We start from the raw sequence: 19,007 nt of genomic DNA on the forward strand, positions 1-19,007 counted from the left end.
CCGCCTGCGACAGCACCTCCGCGCCGATGCCGTTGTCGGCGGCAATCTGCGTCAGTCCGGCGCTAGCGCCCACCTGATAAGTGCCGCCTTGCCAGCTGAAAGCGTAGCTATTGACCGCCGTGACGAGGCGCTGCACAACCTCGCCCCCCTGCGATAGCGCGCATTCCGGTATCAGCAGGGCGAACTCGTCGCCGCCGAGCCGCGCCAGGAAATCGGCGCCGCGCAGATGGCGCTGCATCAGCTCGGCGAGTTCGCGCAGCAGCGCATCGCCCGCTGCGTGACCGGCGCTGTCGTTGACCGCCTTAAACTTATCGAGATCGATAAACGCCAGCACATGCTGATGTCCGCGCGTCACCGCGTCGCTTAGCAAACGCTGCAGCTGACGCTCGAAGCTGGCGCGATTCGGCAGCCGGGTCAGCGTGTCATGCAGCGCGCTGTAGCTCAGGCGCTGCATTATCCGGCGCGATTCGCTGACGTCCTGAATCACCATTACCGCGCCGATCTCTTCGCCTTGCAGCGTGCGCAGCGGGGTAATGCTGTAGTGGATCTCCACAACGCCGCCGTCGGCAGCATGCAGAACCAGTTCGTCATCCAGATCGGGCGCGACTTTTTCCGTCGGCAGACGGCGGAGCCGCTGGTTTTCCACCGGCTCGCCGTGGACGCCCTGCGTGATATGCAGCAGCTCGCTTAGCGGGACGCCCGCCGCCTCTTCCTGCCGCCAGCCGCTCATTTTTTCCGCCACCGGGTTCATAAAGGTCACGCGCATGTCGCTGTCAGTGCTGATAACCGCTTCGCCGATAGAGTCGAGCGTAATCGCCATGCGCTCTTTTTCCTGAAACAGCGCGTCGGTAAGGTTGCGCAGGTGGGTCACGTCCTGACAGATGCCCAGCATGCGTTCGATGCGGCCGTCCTGGTTGAAGAAACGGCGCGCCTGGGTGCGCAGGGTGCGCACGCCGTCGGCGCGCTGGATGCGATACTCAATATCGAAAACGTCGACTTTTTCCGACGGCTGCAGCGCGCGGTCGATCCGCTCGCGATCCGCCGGATGCACCTGACTGCGCCATAGCTCGCGGCTGGGCGGCTGGTGCGCGGGGAGGCCGAACAGCCGATACATATAGCGGTCCCACATCATCTCGTTGCGCGTCAGGTTCCATTCATAGACGCCGATTTCGCCGGCCTCGTTCGCCAGCGTAATGCGCTCCATCAGATGCCGGTTCACCTGCTCGCTCTGTTTCAGCTCCGATATATCGATAATCTGCGAAATAAAGTAGAGCGGCTGATGCGCGTCGTCGCGCACCAGCGATACCGTCAGGCGCGCCCAGACGATCTCGCCGCTTTTGCGGAAATAGCGTTTTTCGATGGTATAGGCGTCAATCTCGCCGCGCAGCAGCCTGTCGGCATGCTGCAGATCGTTTTCCAGATCGTCGGGATGGGTAATCTGCTGGAAGGTGAGCTTTTTCAGCTCGGCGTCGGGGAAGCCGAGCGTCAGGCAGAGAGAGTTATTGACCTGCAGCCAGCCTCCTTGCGGCGATACCAGCGCCATGCCGATGGCGGAATATTCCATCGCGTGGCGAAAGCGGGTTTCGCTTTCGCTGATGTGGTGCTTTTCGCGTCGGAAGGCGTCCATCACCAGCGCCATCACGTGGCTCGGGATCAGCACCAGCAGAAAGGGGAGCCAGCTGGCGATTTGACCCGGCACCTCGCCGCGCGTCTCGACCGTCGCGAGGCCGAGCGCCAGGATCAGCGATATCGCGCAGGCGTTCAGCAGAAACAACAGAAACGCGTCGCGTTTCGGCAGCCGCACGGCACACCAGAAAAGCAGCACCACGATAAAGGTGAATGGCCAGGGCATAAAACGCAGCGCCAGCCAGCTCGCGCCCGTCGTCAGCAGCAGGGTAAAGAGGAACTCCGCCAGGCGGCGCGGTCTGATCGCGGCGGGACGCAGCGGCCAGGGCAGCAGCAGCAGCACCGGACCAAGCGCCAGCATGCCGATAATTTCGGAAATCACCCAGGTTGAGAGAAAAGAAAAGGTGCCGCTGCCGCTGATATTCAGCATCCACAGCGCCAGCAGGCCGCCCATCAGCGGCGTAAGCACGCCGACCGAGAGCACGAAGCGTAGCCAGTCGTGCAGCGAGTTCAGCGGCGCCTCACGCTTTAGCAGCGCGCGCAGCAGCGCCCCGCCCACCATCGCCTGCAGCACGTTGAGCAGCGTAAATTTCAGATTCGCCAGATCGGTCCCGAGGATCAGCGCGTTCGCCAGCCCGGTGCCCGCCGCGCAGCCCAACAGCAGCAGCGGCGCATGGCGGGAAGGGGAGCGAAAGGCGACGATGGTCATCAGCGCGGTCGCGAACCAGACAGGCGAAATGCGGCCGCTGAAGACAATCAGCTCGAGGCAAAAAAGCGTCAGCAGAAAGGCGAGCGCGGCCAGAATCAGCGCGCTCAGCAGGCGATTTTGCGGTTTGTCCGGCGAGGACAATAGTTCAATACTCATTCACTAACCCGGCAGCGCGCACGGCGTCTGGATGACGAAAAATGCGCCAGTCATACTCTTTCGGGCATGCTAGCACATCGGCGCCGCCATGGGTCTGTTAAATAAAATTAGGGCGTTATTCAACGAATTGACTGGCTCTGTTGCGGCGCAACAGAGCGCAGCGCGGCTACTGCCGGAAGAGATCGGCGCGGGTGAAGGGTTTTTCCAGCCCGGCCAGATCGGCGGAGAAACGTTCAAGAAATTGTTGCGTGGTGGCGATGCGTCCGTGGCCCATCAGCAGCAGCGGGACTAAAAAGGCCGCGCCGACCTGCGGCCAGCTAAAGCCCTTCAGCGCGGTACGGCGCTGGCTAAGCAAAAACGCGGAGCTAAGGCTAAAGCCCAGCAGCAGTCCGGTTGCCACTTCGCTGGCGGAGTGCGCGTGGATCACCAGCCGCGAGAAGCCCACCATCAGCGGAATAAAATAGCCGACGCCGATGGCGAGCAGCCGCAGCGGATTCGGCCAGCGGCCGGAGACCAGCCACAGCATCACCGGCCAGAGCGTCGCCGACATCGCGCTGTGCCCGCTGAAGCCGGTGAAGTTGAAACGGGCGCTGCCGATGCCGAAGCCAAGAAACAGAATTTTCGACAAGCTCACCAGCAGGCCGGCGAGGCCGAAGGCGAGCAGCCAGTACCAGACCGTGCGGCGGTTATCGCTCTTCCACGGCAGGATCAGGGCGATAATTACCGCAGTCGGGATCAGCAGCATGCTGTCGCCGAAATAGGTCAGTGTTCTCCAGTGCATATGCTTCCTTTATTGTGGGCCGGCAGTAATATTCCCGCGCCATCGCCGGGGCGGAACGCGCTTCCGTCGCCTGATGCGCCAGCCGCATAAGTAAAAACAGATCTGTCAGGTAGTTTATCGGGTAATGGTTTCGGTTTGAAAAGGGGAAATTCTGAAATGGAGCGAGCGGCTTTTCTCTGGCGTCAAAAGAATGAAATCCTTATACTTAGCGGCTACTAAACCCTCTCCATTCCGTCCTGCGTCAAAACGCCTAATCCGCGTACAGCGCAGGCTCCAGTATCAGGTCTTAAAAAAAGTATGACTGACAAGTCTCATCAGTGCGTGATTGTGGGCATTGCCGGTGCCTCCGCATCCGGAAAAAGTTTAATCGCCAGCACGCTCTATCGTGAAATCCGTGATCAGGTTGGTGACGAGCATATCGGGGTCATCCCGGAAGATGCTTATTACAAGGACCAGAGCCACCTCACCATGGAAGAGAGGGTAAAAACCAACTACGACCATCCCAGCGCGATGGATCACGATCTGCTGCTGCAGCATCTGCAGGCGCTAAAAGCGGGCCAGGCGATCGATCTGCCGGTCTACAGCTACGTCGAGCATACTCGCACCCGCGACAGCATTCACCTGAAGCCGAACAAAGTGATTATTCTGGAGGGGATCCTGCTGCTGACCGACGCGCGCCTGCGTCAGGAGATGAACTTCTCGATTTTCGTCGATACGCCGCTCGACATCTGCCTGATGCGCCGCATGAAGCGTGACGTGAACGAGCGCGGCCGCTCGATGGATTCGGTGATGAGCCAGTACCAGAAAACCGTGCGTCCGATGTTCCTGCAGTTTATCGAACCTTCTAAGCAGTACGCCGACATTATCGTGCCGCGCGGCGGGAAAAACCGTATCGCCATTGATATTCTTAAGTCCAGGATCAACCAGTTTTTCGAATAGACGCGTCGGGTCTGACGCGCGGCGAGCCGCCTGCCATGCGAGTTTCAGGCGGTTCGCTACACTCATATCATGGAGACAGGTTAATGAGATTATGTGACCGCGATATTGAAGCCTGGCTGGATGACGGCCGGCTAGCGATCGATCCGCGTCCGCCGGTCGAGCGCATTAACGGGGCGACCGTAGACGTGCGCCTGGGCAACCAGTTCCGGACGTTCCGTGGCCACACGGCTGCCTTTATTGATTTAAGCGGTCCGAAAGATGAGGTCAGCGCGGCGCTGGATCGCGTGATGAGCGATGAGATCGTGCTGCCGGAAGGCGAAGCCTTTTTCCTGCATCCCGGCGAACTGGCGCTGGCGGTGACCTTCGAATCGGTCACCATTCCGGACGATCTGGTTGGCTGGCTGGACGGCCGCTCTTCGCTGGCGCGGCTCGGGCTGATGGTGCACGTCACCGCGCACCGTATCGATCCCGGCTGGCAGGGCCGCATCGTGCTAGAGTTCTATAATTCCGGCAAGCTGCCGCTGGCGCTGCGTCCAGGCATGCTGATCGGCGCGCTGAGCTTCGAGCCGCTTTCCGGTCCGGCGGCGCGGCCTTACAACCGTCGCGAAGACGCCAAATATCGCGGACAGCAGGGTGCTGTCGCCAGTCGTATCGACAAAGATTAAACCGCGAACATGGGGATGTGATGAAAAGAGTGATAACCACGCTGGCCATTTTACTGGTGGTCATCGTTGCAGGCATGACCGCGCTGGTGCTGCTGGTCAATCCAAACGATTTTCGATCCTACATGGTGAAACAGGTCGAGCAACGTAGTGGTTATCGGCTGGAGGTGAGCGGCGATCTGCGCTGGCACGTCTGGCCTAAGCTCAGCATTCTGGCCGGACGTATGAGCCTGACCGCCCCCGGCGCGTCGCAACCGCTGGTCACGGCGGAAAATATGCGTCTCGACGTCAATCTCTGGCCGCTGCTGTCGCACCAGCTCAGCGTCAGCCAGGTGATGCTGAGCAACGCCGTGGTGCGAGCCACGCCGGAAAGCGCGCCGCAGCAGCCGCAAAACGCCCCGGTTGCGCCCGGCCGCAGCAATGCCGACGCGCCGGCCAGCGGCTGGTCATTCGATATCAGCCAGCTGCGCGTCGCCGATAGCCTGCTGATCTGGCGTCAGCCGGGCGGCGACGAGTACAATTTCCGCAACCTCAACCTCAACCTCAATCAGGACGCGCGCCATCTGGCGAATATCGAGCTCAGCACCAGCCTGACGCGCAATCAGCGCAACGCCGTGCTGTCGCTGAAAGGCCAGCTCGACGCGTCGCAGTATCCGCACCGCCTGAGCGGCAAAATCGACGAGCTTAACTATGCGCTGAGCGGCGCCAATATGCCGCCGCAGGGCGTTAAAGGCACGCTGAGCGCCCAGGGCAGCTGGCGCGCAGAGACGCAGCAGTTCGCGCTGACGCAGATGCAGCTGAGCGCCAACGACAGCGCGCTGTCGGGCGAGGCGACCGGTTCGCTGACGCCGCCGCAGCAGCTTGCGCTTCAGCTGCACGCCACGCGGCTGAACTTCGATAACCTGATGGCGAATGCGCCGCAGGCGAGCGACAGCGGAACGCAGCACGCCACGGTGGCGCATGCGCCTGTCATTGCCGCGCCGCGGGTGCAAAATAATATCGATTCGCCGCTTAACGATGTGAATTTAACAGTGGATTTAAAAGCGGACAGCGCGGTGTGGCGCGGTCTGTCGCTGCAGGACTTTGCGCTGGGCGTCACTAACCAGCAGGGGCTTATCGCGCTGCGCGCGCTGAGCGGCAAGCTGGGCGACGGCGATTTCTCCGTGCCGGGCACCGTTGATATCCGCCAGCCGGAAACCCGCGTCGCGCTGCAGCCGGTGCTGAATCATGTCGCGATTCAACCCCTGCTCGCCGCCTTCGACATGCCGCAGACCGTTCAGGGCGCCGTTTCGCTTAAGGGCGGCTTGAGCGGCGAAGGCCTTTCGCTGGAGGCGGCCAAACGTCGCTGGCGCGGCGAAGCGCAGCTGAACGCCAGCGAGGTTAAGCTGGCGCAGCTTAACCTGCAGCAGATGGTGCGTCGCGCGGTGGCGCGCGCCAGCGACCGGGTCAGCAGCGACGAGAGCGCCGACCAGGGGATCCGCCAGCTTGGCGGCACGCTGGCGCTGAATAACGGCGTGCTGCATCTGGCGAATCTGCAAGGCGAGGGCGATCGGCTCAAGCTGCAGGGCGGCGGCAAGGTCAATATGCCGACGCAGCAGCTGGATGTTACCTTCGGCCTGACGCTCACCGGCTGGAAAGGCGACGACAAGGTGGTCGCGCTGCTGTCGCAGCAGGCGATTCCGCTGCGCATGTACGGCAGCTGGAATAATGTGCAGTACTCGCTGCCGGTCGATCAGGTGCTGCGCCAGCAGCTGCAGAGTGAAGCGAAGTCGCGTCTGAATCAGTGGCTGGACCGCCAGCCGAAAAACGGCGACAACGATAGCCTGCGCAAGCTGCTGCGGCCGTAAGTCACACTTCGTAATCGGGATCCTGCGGCTGTTGCAGGATCTCCACCTTCTGCACGCGATGATTCTCCACCTGCAGAGTGCGCAGCTGGTAGCTGCCGACCTGCAACGTCTCACCCTCTTCGGGAATGTGCTGCAGGCTGTCCATCAGCAGACCCGCCAGCGTGTGATAGCTGCGTCGCTCATCCAGCGGCAGCCTGACGTAAAGCGCTAAATCCTCCAGCGGAATATTGCCGTTAACGATCCAGTGGCCTTCGCCCTGCGTCTGCACGTCGTAGCGGACGTCGAGATCCTCGCCTTCAAGGGGCAGGTTGCCGGCGATGGTTTCCATCAAATCGCTCAGCGTCACCACGCCCTCCACCGAGCCAAACTCATCCACCACAAAGGCAAAATGGGTACGCGCCTGCCGGAACTGCTCCAGCGCCTGCAGCAGCGTCAGCCGCTCGGGAAACACCAGCGGCTGACGAACCAGCGCGCGCAAATCCAGCGACTGATGATGCAGCGACTGATGCAGCAGGTCGATGGCGTGCACTACGCCCAGCAGCTCGTTGCTCTGGTCGGTGATCAGCAGACGCGTATGCTGATTGCGGTCGAGCCGCGCCATAATCTCTGCCGGGTCGTCATCCAGATTGATATGTTCAATATCGTGACGCGAGGTCATGATGCTGTTGACGTGGCGCTGGGCAAAGTTGAGCACGCGGGCGATCATTACCCGCTCCTGCCGGTTAAACAGCGCGTGACGATCGCTGTCCGCAATCAGCATCGCGCTTTGCGGGTCCAGCTCGGCGTGGTCCGCTTCGCCGCGCAGCAGCCTTAGCACGGTTTCCGCAGTGCGCTGACGCAGCGGCCGGCCGGCCGACAGCGCGCGGCGGCGGTTGCGCTGCGCCAGCTGGTTAAACGCCTCAATCACGATCGAGAAGCCGATCGCCGCATAAAGGTAGCCTTTGGGAATCACGAAGCCGAGTCCTTCCGCCACCAGGCTAAAGCCGATCATCAGCAGAAAGCTCAGACAGAGAATAACGATAGTAGGGTGGCGGTTGACGAAGCGCGTCAGCGGCTTGCTGGCCAGCAGCATCAGCAGAATCGCGATGGTCACGGCGGTCATCATCACCGGCAGCTGATTCACCATGCCGACGGCGGTGATCACCGCGTCCAGCGAGAAAATGGCGTCCAGCACCACGATTTGCGCCACCACCGGCCAGAATTTAGCGCCGCGCTTTTGTTGATTGTCGTCGTGATCCTGACCTTCCAGCCTGCTATTCAGCTCGGTGGTTGCCTTAAAGAGCAGGAAGAGACCGCCGATCAACAGCAGCAGATCGCGTGCGCTAAAGGGATGGCCGCGTAGCGTAAACAGCGGCTGCGTCAGGGTGACCAGCCAGGAAAGCGACGCCAGCAGCAGCAAACGGCAGAGCAACGCCAGCAATAAACCGATAACGCGCGCCCGGTCGCGATCTTTGCCGGGCAGTTTTTCCACCAGAATAGCGATGAAGACCAGGTTATCGATCCCCAGCACCAGTTCAAGAACGATTAGCGTAATTAACCCCGCCCATAGCGAGGGATCCGCAAACACCTCCAACATGCCTTAGCCGCCTGAATATATCGAAGTCAGTAAAGTCTGAGGATAGTGGAGCAGAGAGAAGGGCACAACAGGCTGTCGCGCCCGAGGTTTAGCGCGTCCACAGACAATAATGAAAGGATAGCGTCCGATATCTTTCAGCACCGGGCCAGAATTAGGTAAAGGAGATGATGGCGACCCGATGAATTATTGATGAATCGATTTTGAATGTATCACGGCAGCGGAAGAATTTATTAGCGTGGCGAATATGGTAATAATCTGATTTTTACGCAGGGTATTGCACTTTCATTTTTGCCGGATGGCGGGCCTCAATACTAATTGCTGGTAGTCTTTTTCCTAAAATAGTCAGGGGACGGCGGGGCCTACTTGTAAAGAAGCCAGTAATAACTAGTATAGCAACGTGCTGTTAAAAGTCTGCGCTTATGTTGATATTCGCCCACTGATTTGGCACCCAATGTTGTGAATTGTGATCTGTCCCGTGGGTATGCATCAGGCAACCGGCCCGGGAAAGACAGGCCGGAAACAGGATATCAAAAGCGGTATTGGCAGCGACAGCCAAGGGCGGTAGCGTGCCTGAAACGCCTTTTATGTTTAGAAAATAATCAGTGCGTCACCCCAGGTTAAGTCAGAGTAATCTGTTGGTATTCATCATGATTTTCTTGTTTTCTTGGTAAGGAAACTGATGTGAACGCACCCAGGAACTCCCCTCAGTTACGCATATGTCGACGAGAGACTGATTCGCTCAATTATTACACAGCTCAGGGCGTCACGGGTTAAAGGAAATAAAATAAAGAGTTAAATATGCGCGATACTGAAATTACGTTTAAAAGTCTTTTCACTAAATTGTTGTTGGCCGTTTCGGATTTAATTTGTTTTAACGCCGCTTTATTTATAGCGCTGGCGTTAATTAATATGATGTCTGATTCGCCGCTGGCAGATATTTCTGAAAAAGATCTGCATCTGAAAATAGCTACGCATATTCTCCTGTCGGTAATTTGCGTCGGATGGTTCTGGGTCAGGCTGCGTCACTTTACCTACCGCAAACCATTCTGGTTCGAGCTGAAAGAAGTTTTTCGTACCATTCTTATTTTTTCTGTTATCGACCTGTCGATTACCGCGCTGTCGCAGTGGCAGATGTCGCGCTTCGTCTGGTTGCTGACCTGGGTGCTGGCGCTGGTGTTGATTCCGCTGTCGCGCGCGGTGGTTAAACATCTGCTCAATCATTACGGCCTGTGGAAAAAGCAGACCATTATCATCGGCAGCAGCAAAAATGCGCAGGAAGCCTGGCAGGCGCTGCAGAGCGAAGAGGTCATGGGTTTCGACGTTATCGCCTTTTACGACGTAGACGGCACCTGTCCGCAGGCGAGCATCTCCGGCGTGCCGGTACTGCGCGAAGAGGCGGAACTCTGGAACCTGACCCACAGCGAAACGCAGTTCATCGTGGCGGTCGAGTATGAGCAGAGCCAGTATCGCGACCTGTGGCTGAAGAACCTGGCGAGACACAACTGCCGCTCGGTCTCCGTTATCCCGACGCTGCGCGGCGTGCCGCTTTACGGCACCGACATGGCCTATATCTTCAGCCATGAAGTGATGATTCTGCGCGTTAATAACAACCTGGCGAAGCGTACCTCGCGCTTCCTGAAGCGAGCGTTCGATATCGTCGGCGCGCTGTCGATTATTATTATGCTGCTCCCTGCGCTGCTGGTGCTCGGCTTTCTGGTCGGCCGCGACGGTGGACCGCCGATTTACGGACACGAACGCGTCGGCATGAACGGCCGCAAGTTCAAATGCCTGAAGTTCCGCTCGATGGTGATCAACTCCAAAGAGGTGCTGGAAGAGGTGCTGCGCACCGATCCGGTGGCGCGCGCCGAGTGGGATAAAGATTTCAAACTGAAAAACGATCCACGCATCACCAGGGTCGGCCACTTCATCCGCAAAACCAGCCTGGATGAGCTGCCGCAGCTGTGGAACGTGGTGCGCGGCGACATGAGCCTCGTCGGTCCGCGCCCGGTGATTGAAGATGAACTTTGCCGTTATGCCGGGGATGTCGACTACTATCTGATGGCGAAACCGGGCATGACGGGATTGTGGCAGGTCAGCGGTCGTAACGACGTTGATTACGAAACGCGCGTCTACTTCGATTCGTGGTACGTAAAAAACTGGTCGCTGTGGAACGATATCGCCATTTTGTTCAAAACGGTCGGTGTCGTACTGAAGCGCGATGGGGCGTATTGATAGCAGGCGAGTGCGGGGAGCGAAATATGCACGCTCCCTGGTTCCTGGCGCCGCTGCTGGCAACGTCATTGGCGATAGCCGCCATTATAGTGGCTGAAGGAAGCCGTTAATTGATGCAGAAGGCAAGGCAGTGCGTTTGCTTATTCCGTCCAGTTAAACGGTAGCAACAAAAAAGAGTTAGGGAGCAAGTGATAATGACAGGCATTTTCAGTGCTTAGGCTGGCGAGTTTATTTTTTTTCAGCGCTTACACAGCGGCGTTTTCGCCTCTATCAATCAATAACTGATAGCGAAGATCTAGATGATTACAATCAAAACGAAATTGATACCTATGCTGGTATCCGCCACATTTCTCTCAGGGTGTACGGTTGTTCCAGGCCAACACCTTTCCACTAGCGGAAAAGATGTCGTTGAGCAGCAGGACAGCAACTATGACATCGACAAATATGTCAATGTCTTCCCGTTAACGCCGCGCCTGGTCGAGCAGATGCGACCCAAGCCGCTGGTGGCGCAGGCCAATCCGGGGCTGCAGAATGAAATTCAGAACTATGAATACCGCATCGGCATCGGCGACGTCATTAACGTGACCGTCTGGGATCACCCAGAGCTGACCACGCCGGCCGGCCAGTACCGCAGCGCCAGCGACACCGGCAACTGGGTGCACTCCGACGGCACCATTTTCTATCCCTATATCGGCAAGGTCCGCGTGGTTGGCCGTACGGTCACCGAAGTACGCGGCGAGATCGCGCGTCGCCTCGCGCAGTATATCGAGAGCCCGCAGGTTGATGTCAGCATCGCCTCCTTTAAGTCGCAGAAAACCTACGTGACCGGCGCCGTGACCACTTCGGGTCAGCAGCCCATCACCAACGTGCCGCTGACGGTGCTCGACGCCATCAACGCCGCGGGCGGCCTGGCGGCGGACGCAGACTGGCGCAACGTGGTGCTGACGCACAACGGCACCGAGCAGCGCATCTCGCTGCAGGCGCTGATGCAGAACGGCGACCTGAGCCAGAACCACCTGCTCTATCCGGGCGATATCCTCTACGTGCCGCGCAACGACGATCTCAAAGTCTTCGTGATGGGCGAAGTGCGTCAGCAGTCGACGCTGAAAATGGACCGCAGCGGCATGACGCTGGCGGAAGCGCTGGGCAACGCCCAGGGTATGGATCAGACTGCCGCTGACGCCACCGGCGTATTCGTTATCCGTCCGATTCGCGGCACAAACCGCACCAAAATCGCCAACATCTATCAGCTGAACACCAAAGATGCGGCGGCGATGGTCATGGGTACCGAATTCCAACTTGAACCTTACGATATCGTCTATGTCACCTCGACGCCGCTGACGCGTTGGAACCGCGTGATTTCGCAGCTGCTGCCGACCATCGCCGGCATCAACGACGCGAGCGAGGCGGCGCTACGTTTCCGCAACTGGTCGAACTAGGTTTAGCCATGATTAGCTCCGTGTTAGTGGTCTGCGTCGGCAACATCTGCCGCTCTCCTACCGGAGAGCGCTTACTGAAGCGCGCGCTGCCGGACAAGCGTATCGCCTCGGCGGGGCTCAGCGCCCTCAAGGGCTATCCGGCGGATCAAACCGCCAGCGAGGTGGCCGCGCGTCATGGCCTCTCGCTGGAGGGGCATCACGCGCAGCAGTTAACCGCCAGTATGTGCCGCGATTTCGACCTGATTCTGGTGATGGAAAAACGTCATATCGAACAGGTCAATCGCATCGATCCAGCCGCGCGCGGAAAAACCATGCTGCTTGGGCACTGGCTCAACCAACAGGAAATCGCGGATCCGTATAGAAAAAGTCGTGAGGCCTTTGAAGAGGTTTACGGGTTACTGGAAAACGCTACCCAGAAATGGGTCAACGTATTAAGCCGATAGTTGGGATTATCCATGAATATTAAAAATAAGGTTATGACCGCGCCAAGAGAGGAGTCGACGGGATTCGATCTTGGCCACCTTTTGGGACAGCTGATCGATCATCGCTGGATCATTGTCGCCGTAACCGCCTTCTTTATGCTGGTGGGAACGCTCTACACACTCTTTGCAACGCCGATTTACAGCGCCGACGCCATGGTGCAGGTTGAGCAGAAAAACAGCAGCTCCGTGCTTTCGGATCTGCAAACCCTGATGCCGGCGACGCCGGAGTCGGATACCGAGATTCAGATCCTGGAATCGCGCATGGTCATCGGCAAGACCGTGAGCGATCTCGGTCTGGATACCGTGGTCGAGCAGAAATACTTCCCGATTATCGGTAAAGGCCTGTCGCGTCTGATGGGCAACAAGCCGGCGCAGATCGCGATCTCCCGTCTGGATATCCCGCGCACCGTCGACAAGCGCAGCGTTGAGCTGGAAGTCAACAGCCCGACAACCTATACCGTGACCAAAGATGGCGACGAGCTGTTTAAAGGCCAGGTAGGTCGTCTGGAGCAGCACGGCGAAATCACCATGCTGGTCAGCGGCATTCAGGCGGAAGAGGGCACCAGCTTCACCGTCACCAAGCTGAACGAGCTGCAGGCGATCAATTCCGTGCTGGCGAACCTGACCGTCGCCGATAAAGGCAAAGACACCGGCGTGCTGGGTCTGCAGTATGTGGGCGAAGATCCGGAGCACATCAGCCAGGTGCTGAACCAGATCGTCAACAACTATCTGCTGCAAAACGTCGAGCGCAAATCCGAGCAGGCTGAGAAGAGCCTCGAGTTCCTGCGCAACCAGCTGCCTCAGGTACGCGCCAAGCTGGACGACGCTGAGAACAAGCTGAACGCGTTCCGCCGTCAGAACGAATCGGTCGATATGTCGCTGGAAGCGAAATCGGCGCTTGACTCTTCTGTCAGCGTGCAGAGCCAGCTGAACGAGCTGACCTTCCGCGAAGCTGAAGTGTCGCAGCTGTTCACCAAAGACCACCCGACCTACCGCGCGCTGCTGGAAAAACGCAAAACGCTGGAAGGCGAGCAGGCGCAGCTGAACAAGAAAATCTCCCAGATGCCGCAGACTCAGCAAGAGATCCTGCGTCTGACGCGCGACGTACAGGCGGGTCAGGAGATCTACATGCAGCTGCTGAACCGTCAGCAAGAGCTGGGCATCAGTAAAGCCAGCACCGTCGGCGACGTGCGTATCATCGATAACGCGGAAACGGCTAACGCGCCGGTCGCGCCGAAGAAAACGCTGATCATCGCCGCCAGCCTGCTGCTTGGTCTGGTTGTCTCTGTGGGTCTTGTGCTGCTGAAGGCGCTGCTGCATCACGGCATCGAGAACCCGGAACAGCTGGAAGAGCTGGGTATGAACGTCTATGCGAGCGTGCCGCTCTCTGAATGGCAGCGTAAGAAAGACACCGAAGCGCTGGCGCGTCGCGGTCATAAAGTGAAGACCGACCCGCACGAAACGCTGCTGGCGCTGGGCAACCCGACCGACCTCTCTATCGAAGCGATCCGTAGCCTGCGTACCAGCCTGCACTTCGCCATGATGGAAGCGAAAAACAATATCCTGATGATCACCGGCGCGAGCCCAGGCATTGGTAAAACCTTTATCTGCGCCAACCTGGCGACGCTGGTGGCGAAAGCGGGTCAGCGCGTGCTGTTCATCGACGGCGATATGCGTCGCGGCTATACCCACGACCTGATCGGCGCGGACAACAAGTCTGGTCTCTCCAACGTGCTCTCCGGCAAAACCGAGTTCAACCCGGCGATGATTCAGCGCGGTCCCTATGGCTTCGACTTCCTGCCGCGCGGCCAGGTGCCGCCGAACCCGTCGGAGCTGCTGATGCATCGCCGCATGGGCGAGCTGCTGGACTGGGCGAGCAAGAACTACGACCTGGTGCTGATCGATACGCCGCCGATTCTGGCCGTCACCGACGCCTCGATTATCGGCAAGCTGGCCGGCACCTCGCTGATGGTGGCGCGCTTTGAGACCAACACCGCGAAAGAGATCGACGTCAGCTTCAAGCGATTCGCGCAGAACGGCATTGAGATCAAAGGCGTGATCCTGAACGCCGTGGTGCGTAAAGCCGCCAATGCCTACGGTTATGGCTACGACTATTACGACTACGAATATGGCAAGCCGACCAAAAGCTAAACTTTGACGATTAACGGGGCGGCAAGACCGCCCCTTTTATCGTCTGTTAAAGACGACACGCAACGATGTACACAGGTGATTCTGTGTTTCGCGCCAGACGCCACGCATAACACGCATAACCGGGCGGGCGCCCATAACAGAATGGTTCAGCAACAGGCAGGCGCCTTCAGGCGCGGCTTTGCGCAGAGGCGTAAACGCCTGTCAGCTGGCAACGTGTGGAATTAAGGAATCACACCATGGCTCCATATTGGTATATATCAGGGTTTCTGCTGCTGATTTCGATCGTAGAAATCCTGCTGAAAAAAGACGAACGCACTACGCACATCCTGACTTATCTGCTTTGCATCGCCGCGGCGACGCTGGTGGTGTTCGGCGGTATCCGCGGCCTCGGCACCGGCATGGATGATTATCAGTACCGCAGCTTTTTCGCCGACTTTATCAACCGCATTCAGGTGAACGGCTTCAGTGAGACAGTGGCGTTTTTCCGCTATGAACCGCTGATTTTCGTGCTGGCGTATCTCACCAGCCTGGTGTCGCACAACGCCGACATTTTCCTGTTTATCTTCTGCCTGCTGGCGGTGGCGGTTAACGCGGTCTTCTTCAAGAAGATGTCGCCTTATCCGATCCTGGCGCTGGCGCTCTATTCGGCGCATATCTTTATCAACAAAGATATGAACCAGATCCGCTTCGGCCTCAGCTCGGCGCTGTTCCTCGGCGTGATCTGGTATATCTACCTCAAGCGCTACTGGATGGCGCTCACCTTTACCCTGCTGTCGTTTTTCAGCCACAACACCGCGGTAATGGTAGTGACCATCGTGCCGTTCCTGTTTATCCGCGACTCCCGCTGGTGGCCGGTGGCGATTATTCTGCTGAGCATTCCCGCCTCGAAAGTCGGCGGCACCAGCTTCATCTCGCTGATCTCGGCGCACATGGGGTCGCTGGGGGAGAGGGCGGAAGGCTATAGCAACGAAACCTCCAACGCGGGCGAAGGCAGCATCTTCTCGGTGTCGAACCTGAAAAACATCATGCTGGTGTTTATCTTCGTCTACTTCCTGCTGAGCAACGAGATTAAAAAATATAACTACCAGCAGTATCGCCTTAACTACCTGCTGGTGCTGACCTTCGCCATCGGCGGCGGCATCCGTATCTTCTTCTATAACTATTCGTCGGGCGCGCGCCTCTCTAACTACCTGTTGCAGGTCGAGCCGATTATTTTAGCCTCGCTGGTGTATCAGGTTCGCCCGATACTCAAGCCGGCCATGTTCGCGATGTTCGCGTTCTTCCTTGTCTATTACCTCTACTACAACACGATTTCTCTGAAGCAGGCCGTTGTCGGCTATGAAGTTGCTCAGGGATTCAAGCTGTTCCATTAACCGGGGAGGTAACATGACTAAATCACTTATTGCTGCAGCCATCCTTTCGGCCTCCTGCTTCGCGCAGGCCGCCGATCGCGGCTCTTTTATTATCGACGCCTACGGCGACTCCACCACGGCGGGCGTGATGTCCTCCGGCGGGAAAAACATCATCGCGCCGGGCAACGAGATGGCCTGGCTGCAAAAAATGCTGCGTCGCCAATATGGCGACGCTATCGAGGTGAAAAACCACGGCGTGCCGGGCGCGCAGGCGGCGGAACTGCTCTACAACAAGGGCAAGGACGATCCCAGCGGCTGGAGCGAGCGCATGGCGAACTCCAGCGCGCGGCTGATCCTGCTCAACTATGCCATCAACGATGCGCGTCACTACTTTTTTAAAGACAAGAACGCCCATCTGGAAAGCCCGGAAGAGTATGGCCGCATTATGACCGCGCTGGTCAAAGAGGCGAAGGCGCACAACAAGCTGGTGGTGCTGCAGGAGCCGAACCCTATCTGCGGCAAAGTCGAGCGCTGGAATGTCTGGCCCTACGTCTATCAGCTCAATGAGGTCGCGAAGGCGGAAGGGGTGCCCGTCGTGAAGCAGTGGACGGCGATAAAGGCGCAGCGCGACTGGCAGAGCGGCATGTCGGCGGATTGCATTCATCCGTCCGAATCGCTTTATAAGCTAAAAGCGCAGCAGACCTTCGACGTCATCAGTGCCAACTTCGGTAAACAGCTGTCGCAGCCCGGCAGTTAAACCCAACCTCACTCTGTGGCTACAGGAGTTGTCATGTACGTATTAATCATGGTGGTGTCGTTCTGTCTGGCGCTGCTCTTTCTGCGCGTGACCGGGTTCCATAAAGGCGTTTACAACGGCAGCGGCATCAAAAGCATCTCCGGTCTGCGCGCGCTGCTGGCCAGCATCGTCGCCTTTTCCCATCTGGTGCACTATCTCTACTCGCTCGACGGCAACTGGATCTTCGATAAGGACTATTTCGTCTGGTTCTCCGAAGGCAACTTTTTCGTCAACGCCGGTAAGTTCGGCGTACTGCTGTTCTTTATGATCTCGGCGTTTCTGTTCTATCGCTGGCTGGATAACGACGGCATGCCGGCGAGCCTGCTCATCTGGAAGCTGCTGAAGTCGCGCGTGCGCCGCATCGTGCCGATGTTCTGGTTCTCCGGGCTGGTGATCATTCTGGTCGGCCTGGCGCAGGGCGGTTTGCATATCAACGCGCACAGCATAACCGACGCCGTGCTCTGGCTGCTGTTCGTCGGCAGCTATCATATGGGCGACTTTCTCACCGCCGACGTCAACGCCGGCGTAGAGTGGACGCTGCGTCTGGAGTGGCTGCTCTATCTCTCTATCCCGCTGATTTTCGTGGTGAACCGCGCCACCAGCGGCAAGTACAAAACCCTGCTGATCCTCGGCTCCATCGGCGCGATTTTCTGCGTCGCCGTGGCGCTGCGCCTGTGGGGCAAAACCTATACCGACCCGCGTCCGGTGCTGGGCTTCGCGATGGGCTACTTCGCCTATACCTGGCGCGACCGGCTGGCGGTGTTTAAACAGTCGCGCGTCGCGGGCGTGGCCTGCATCCTGCTGGCGATTTTCGCACTCGCCTTCACCAGCAACGCCTTCTGGTATCTGGTGTTCCTCTGCTGCCTGACGGCGATCTTCTTCGTGGTGAGCAGCGGCAACAACCTGCTGGGCATGCTGGAGAACAAAACCCTGATGTCGATCGGCGAGGTGAGCTACAGCCTCTATCTGATCCATGGCGTGGTGCTCTATTTCATTAAGCAGATCCCGCTCAGCATGGTGCCGCATAACATGGTGGTCTACACCCTGATCTCCACGCTGTTCTTCGTGCTGTCGTTCTACGTGGCGAAGATGACCTACCTCTATGTTGAAAAGCCCTTTATCGGCAGCAGCAACAAGAAGAAGGTGGCGGCCGAGGTTGCGCCGACCAAGCAGGATCGCACCGGTAACCCTTACTGATTATCGCGGCTGCGTCCGGCGCCGCCGCGCGGCACGCAGCGCGTTTTTTATAGATTTCAGCCCTGTTTTTAAGAGGTACTGGCATGAAGGACATTCGTTTCTCCATTGTAATCCCCGCGTATAACGCGTCGCAGTCGATCGTCGCGACGCTGGATTGCGTCAAGGCGCAGAGCTACCGCAATTTCGAAGTGATTATCGTTGACGACAAATCCGCCGATGCGGCGGCGCTGGCGGAAGTAGTCAACAGCGAGCGCTATCAGGATCTGGGCATTAACCTGGTGCTCTCCGAGGTGAAACTGAACGGCGCAGGCGCGCGTAATAAAGGCATCGAGCTGGCGACAGGGGACTACATCAGCTTTCTCGACGCGGACGACGAGTGGCACGCCGACAAGCTGCTGGAGACCAGCCGTAAAATCCAGGAGCTGGAAGCGCAGGGCAAAAGCAAGTTCGTGATCTACAGCCAGGTGAACATCTATCAGGACGGCAGCTTCCTGAAGGTGATGCCGATGCAGACGCCTGGCAAGAACGAAACCGTGGCGGAGTATCTCTTCGGCTGCTACGGCTTTATCCAGACCAGCACCATCGTGCTGAAGCGTGAGGATGCCGCGCGCATCCAGTTCGATACGCGCTACATCCGTCATCAGGATTACGACTTCTGCATTCGCGCCGATCGTCTCGGCTATGAGTTCGTGATGATCGCGCGCCCGCTCGCCACCTACCATCTGGTGACGAAATTTGGATCCAAGCATAAAGGCGAATCGGTGAAATATTCGCTTTTCTGGCTGGATGCCATGAAGCCGCATTTGACCGCGCGCGATATCGACACCTACAAAGCCTTTAAGCTGCCGCTGCGCTACAAAATGGACGGCAAGTCGCTGATGGCGAGCCTGACCTTCGCGCGCTACTTCTTTCTCACCAACAAAGACAACCAGTCCTACTTCCTTAACCGCGTGAAAGACAAGTTAAGGGCGCGGCTGGGCGGTGAAAAAGCGGTTTCCTGACTCTATCTTGCTCCCCGACGCGGGAGCGTTTTCCCGGAACGACACTTTTTTTATTCAGGTA

The 19,007-nt window shown here is 58.2% G+C and carries 14 protein-coding genes; 11 read left to right on the forward strand and 3 right to left on the reverse strand.

Annotated elements, in window-relative coordinates; translation table 11 throughout:
• On the reverse strand, nt 1-2,491 hold a 2,491-nt coding region (locus HA46_RS16695; RefSeq protein ID WP_084885552.1), incomplete at its 3' end, for a diguanylate cyclase.
• 166 nt (nt 2,492-2,657) lie between these two features.
• Nucleotides 2,658-3,272, reverse strand: a complete 615-nt coding sequence (locus tag HA46_RS16700) for a phosphatase PAP2 family protein (protein ID WP_084885493.1) — start codon at nt 3,270-3,272, stop codon at nt 2,658-2,660.
• A gap of 297 nt (nt 3,273-3,569) precedes the next feature.
• Here HA46_RS16700 and udk point away from each other — a divergent pair, with 297 nt between their 5' ends.
• The 3 genes from udk (at nt 3,570) to asmA (ending at nt 6,720) form a co-directional block, all read left to right on the forward strand.
• Nucleotides 3,570-4,211: a uridine kinase gene (udk, locus tag HA46_RS16705; RefSeq protein ID WP_084885496.1), complete on the forward strand. Its 642-nt coding sequence runs from the start codon at nt 3,570-3,572 to the stop codon at nt 4,209-4,211.
• Nucleotides 4,212-4,294: 83 nt separating this feature from the next.
• Nucleotides 4,295-4,876, forward strand: a complete 582-nt coding sequence (gene dcd, locus HA46_RS16710; protein ID WP_033750209.1) for a dCTP deaminase — start codon at nt 4,295-4,297, stop codon at nt 4,874-4,876.
• Nucleotides 4,877-4,896: 20 nt separating this feature from the next.
• On the forward strand, nt 4,897-6,720 hold the full coding sequence (asmA, locus tag HA46_RS16715; RefSeq protein WP_084885498.1) for an outer membrane assembly protein AsmA: 1,824 nt from the start codon (nt 4,897-4,899) through the stop codon (nt 6,718-6,720).
• A 1-nt stretch (nt 6,721) separates the two neighbouring features.
• Here the strand turns inward: asmA and HA46_RS16720 are convergent, their stop codons facing one another.
• Nucleotides 6,722-8,296, reverse strand: coding sequence for a TerC family protein (locus HA46_RS16720; protein WP_033791544.1), 1,575 nt, complete (start codon nt 8,294-8,296; stop codon nt 6,722-6,724).
• 798 nt (nt 8,297-9,094) lie between these two features.
• Here HA46_RS16720 and wbaP point away from each other — a divergent pair.
• From wbaP to HA46_RS16760, 8 genes are all read left to right on the forward strand, one after another.
• Nucleotides 9,095-10,528: an undecaprenyl-phosphate galactose phosphotransferase WbaP gene (gene wbaP, locus HA46_RS16725; protein ID WP_084885500.1), complete on the forward strand. Its 1,434-nt coding sequence runs from the start codon at nt 9,095-9,097 to the stop codon at nt 10,526-10,528.
• A 299-nt stretch (nt 10,529-10,827) separates the two neighbouring features.
• Nucleotides 10,828-11,967: a polysaccharide export protein gene (locus tag HA46_RS16730; RefSeq protein WP_033750198.1), complete on the forward strand. Its 1,140-nt coding sequence runs from the start codon at nt 10,828-10,830 to the stop codon at nt 11,965-11,967.
• An 8-nt stretch (nt 11,968-11,975) separates the two neighbouring features.
• Nucleotides 11,976-12,410: an arsenate reductase/protein-tyrosine-phosphatase family protein gene (locus tag HA46_RS16735; protein WP_084885503.1), complete on the forward strand. Its 435-nt coding sequence runs from the start codon at nt 11,976-11,978 to the stop codon at nt 12,408-12,410.
• Nucleotides 12,411-12,422: 12 nt separating this feature from the next.
• On the forward strand, nt 12,423-14,600 hold the full coding sequence (gene wzc / locus HA46_RS16740; RefSeq protein WP_084885506.1) for a tyrosine-protein kinase Wzc: 2,178 nt from the start codon (nt 12,423-12,425) through the stop codon (nt 14,598-14,600).
• 236 nt (nt 14,601-14,836) lie between these two features.
• A complete protein-coding gene (locus HA46_RS16745) occupies nt 14,837-15,973 on the forward strand; it encodes an EpsG family protein (RefSeq protein WP_084885509.1) in 1,137 nt (378 codons plus the stop codon).
• A gap of 13 nt (nt 15,974-15,986) precedes the next feature.
• On the forward strand, nt 15,987-16,709 hold the full coding sequence (locus HA46_RS16750) for an SGNH/GDSL hydrolase family protein (RefSeq protein WP_033791539.1): 723 nt from the start codon (nt 15,987-15,989) through the stop codon (nt 16,707-16,709).
• Between the two features lie 33 nt (nt 16,710-16,742).
• Nucleotides 16,743-17,945: an acyltransferase family protein gene (locus HA46_RS16755; RefSeq protein WP_084885511.1), complete on the forward strand. Its 1,203-nt coding sequence runs from the start codon at nt 16,743-16,745 to the stop codon at nt 17,943-17,945.
• Between the two features lie 83 nt (nt 17,946-18,028).
• Nucleotides 18,029-18,946 carry a glycosyltransferase family 2 protein gene (locus tag HA46_RS16760; protein ID WP_033791537.1) on the forward strand — a complete coding sequence of 306 codons (918 nt, stop codon included), beginning with the start codon at nt 18,029-18,031 and terminating at the stop codon, nt 18,944-18,946.
• Nucleotides 18,947-19,007: the final 61 nt, after the last annotated feature.

The sequence above is a fragment of the Pantoea septica genome, from assembly GCF_002095575.1.
Lineage (GTDB): Bacteria > Pseudomonadota > Gammaproteobacteria > Enterobacterales > Enterobacteriaceae > Pantoea > Pantoea septica.

Excerpts from the sequence above, each read along its gene's own strand:
- HA46_RS16700 (WP_084885493.1), bottom strand. The coding sequence starts at position 3,272 with ATGCACTGGAGAACACTGACCTATTTCGGCGACAGCATGCTGCTGATC.
- udk (WP_084885496.1), top strand. The coding sequence starts at position 3,570 with ATGACTGACAAGTCTCATCAGTGCGTGATTGTGGGCATTGCCGGTGCC.
- dcd (WP_033750209.1), top strand. The coding sequence starts at position 4,295 with ATGAGATTATGTGACCGCGATATTGAAGCCTGGCTGGATGACGGCCGG.
- asmA (WP_084885498.1), top strand. The coding sequence starts at position 4,897 with ATGAAAAGAGTGATAACCACGCTGGCCATTTTACTGGTGGTCATCGTT.
- HA46_RS16720 (WP_033791544.1), bottom strand. The coding sequence starts at position 8,296 with ATGTTGGAGGTGTTTGCGGATCCCTCGCTATGGGCGGGGTTAATTACG.
- wbaP (WP_084885500.1), top strand. The coding sequence starts at position 9,095 with ATGCGCGATACTGAAATTACGTTTAAAAGTCTTTTCACTAAATTGTTG.
- HA46_RS16730 (WP_033750198.1), top strand. The coding sequence starts at position 10,828 with ATGATTACAATCAAAACGAAATTGATACCTATGCTGGTATCCGCCACA.
- HA46_RS16735 (WP_084885503.1), top strand. The coding sequence starts at position 11,976 with ATGATTAGCTCCGTGTTAGTGGTCTGCGTCGGCAACATCTGCCGCTCT.
- wzc (WP_084885506.1), top strand. The coding sequence starts at position 12,423 with ATGAATATTAAAAATAAGGTTATGACCGCGCCAAGAGAGGAGTCGACG.
- HA46_RS16745 (WP_084885509.1), top strand. The coding sequence starts at position 14,837 with ATGGCTCCATATTGGTATATATCAGGGTTTCTGCTGCTGATTTCGATC.
- HA46_RS16750 (WP_033791539.1), top strand. The coding sequence starts at position 15,987 with ATGACTAAATCACTTATTGCTGCAGCCATCCTTTCGGCCTCCTGCTTC.
- HA46_RS16755 (WP_084885511.1), top strand. The coding sequence starts at position 16,743 with ATGTACGTATTAATCATGGTGGTGTCGTTCTGTCTGGCGCTGCTCTTT.
- HA46_RS16760 (WP_033791537.1), top strand. The coding sequence starts at position 18,029 with ATGAAGGACATTCGTTTCTCCATTGTAATCCCCGCGTATAACGCGTCG.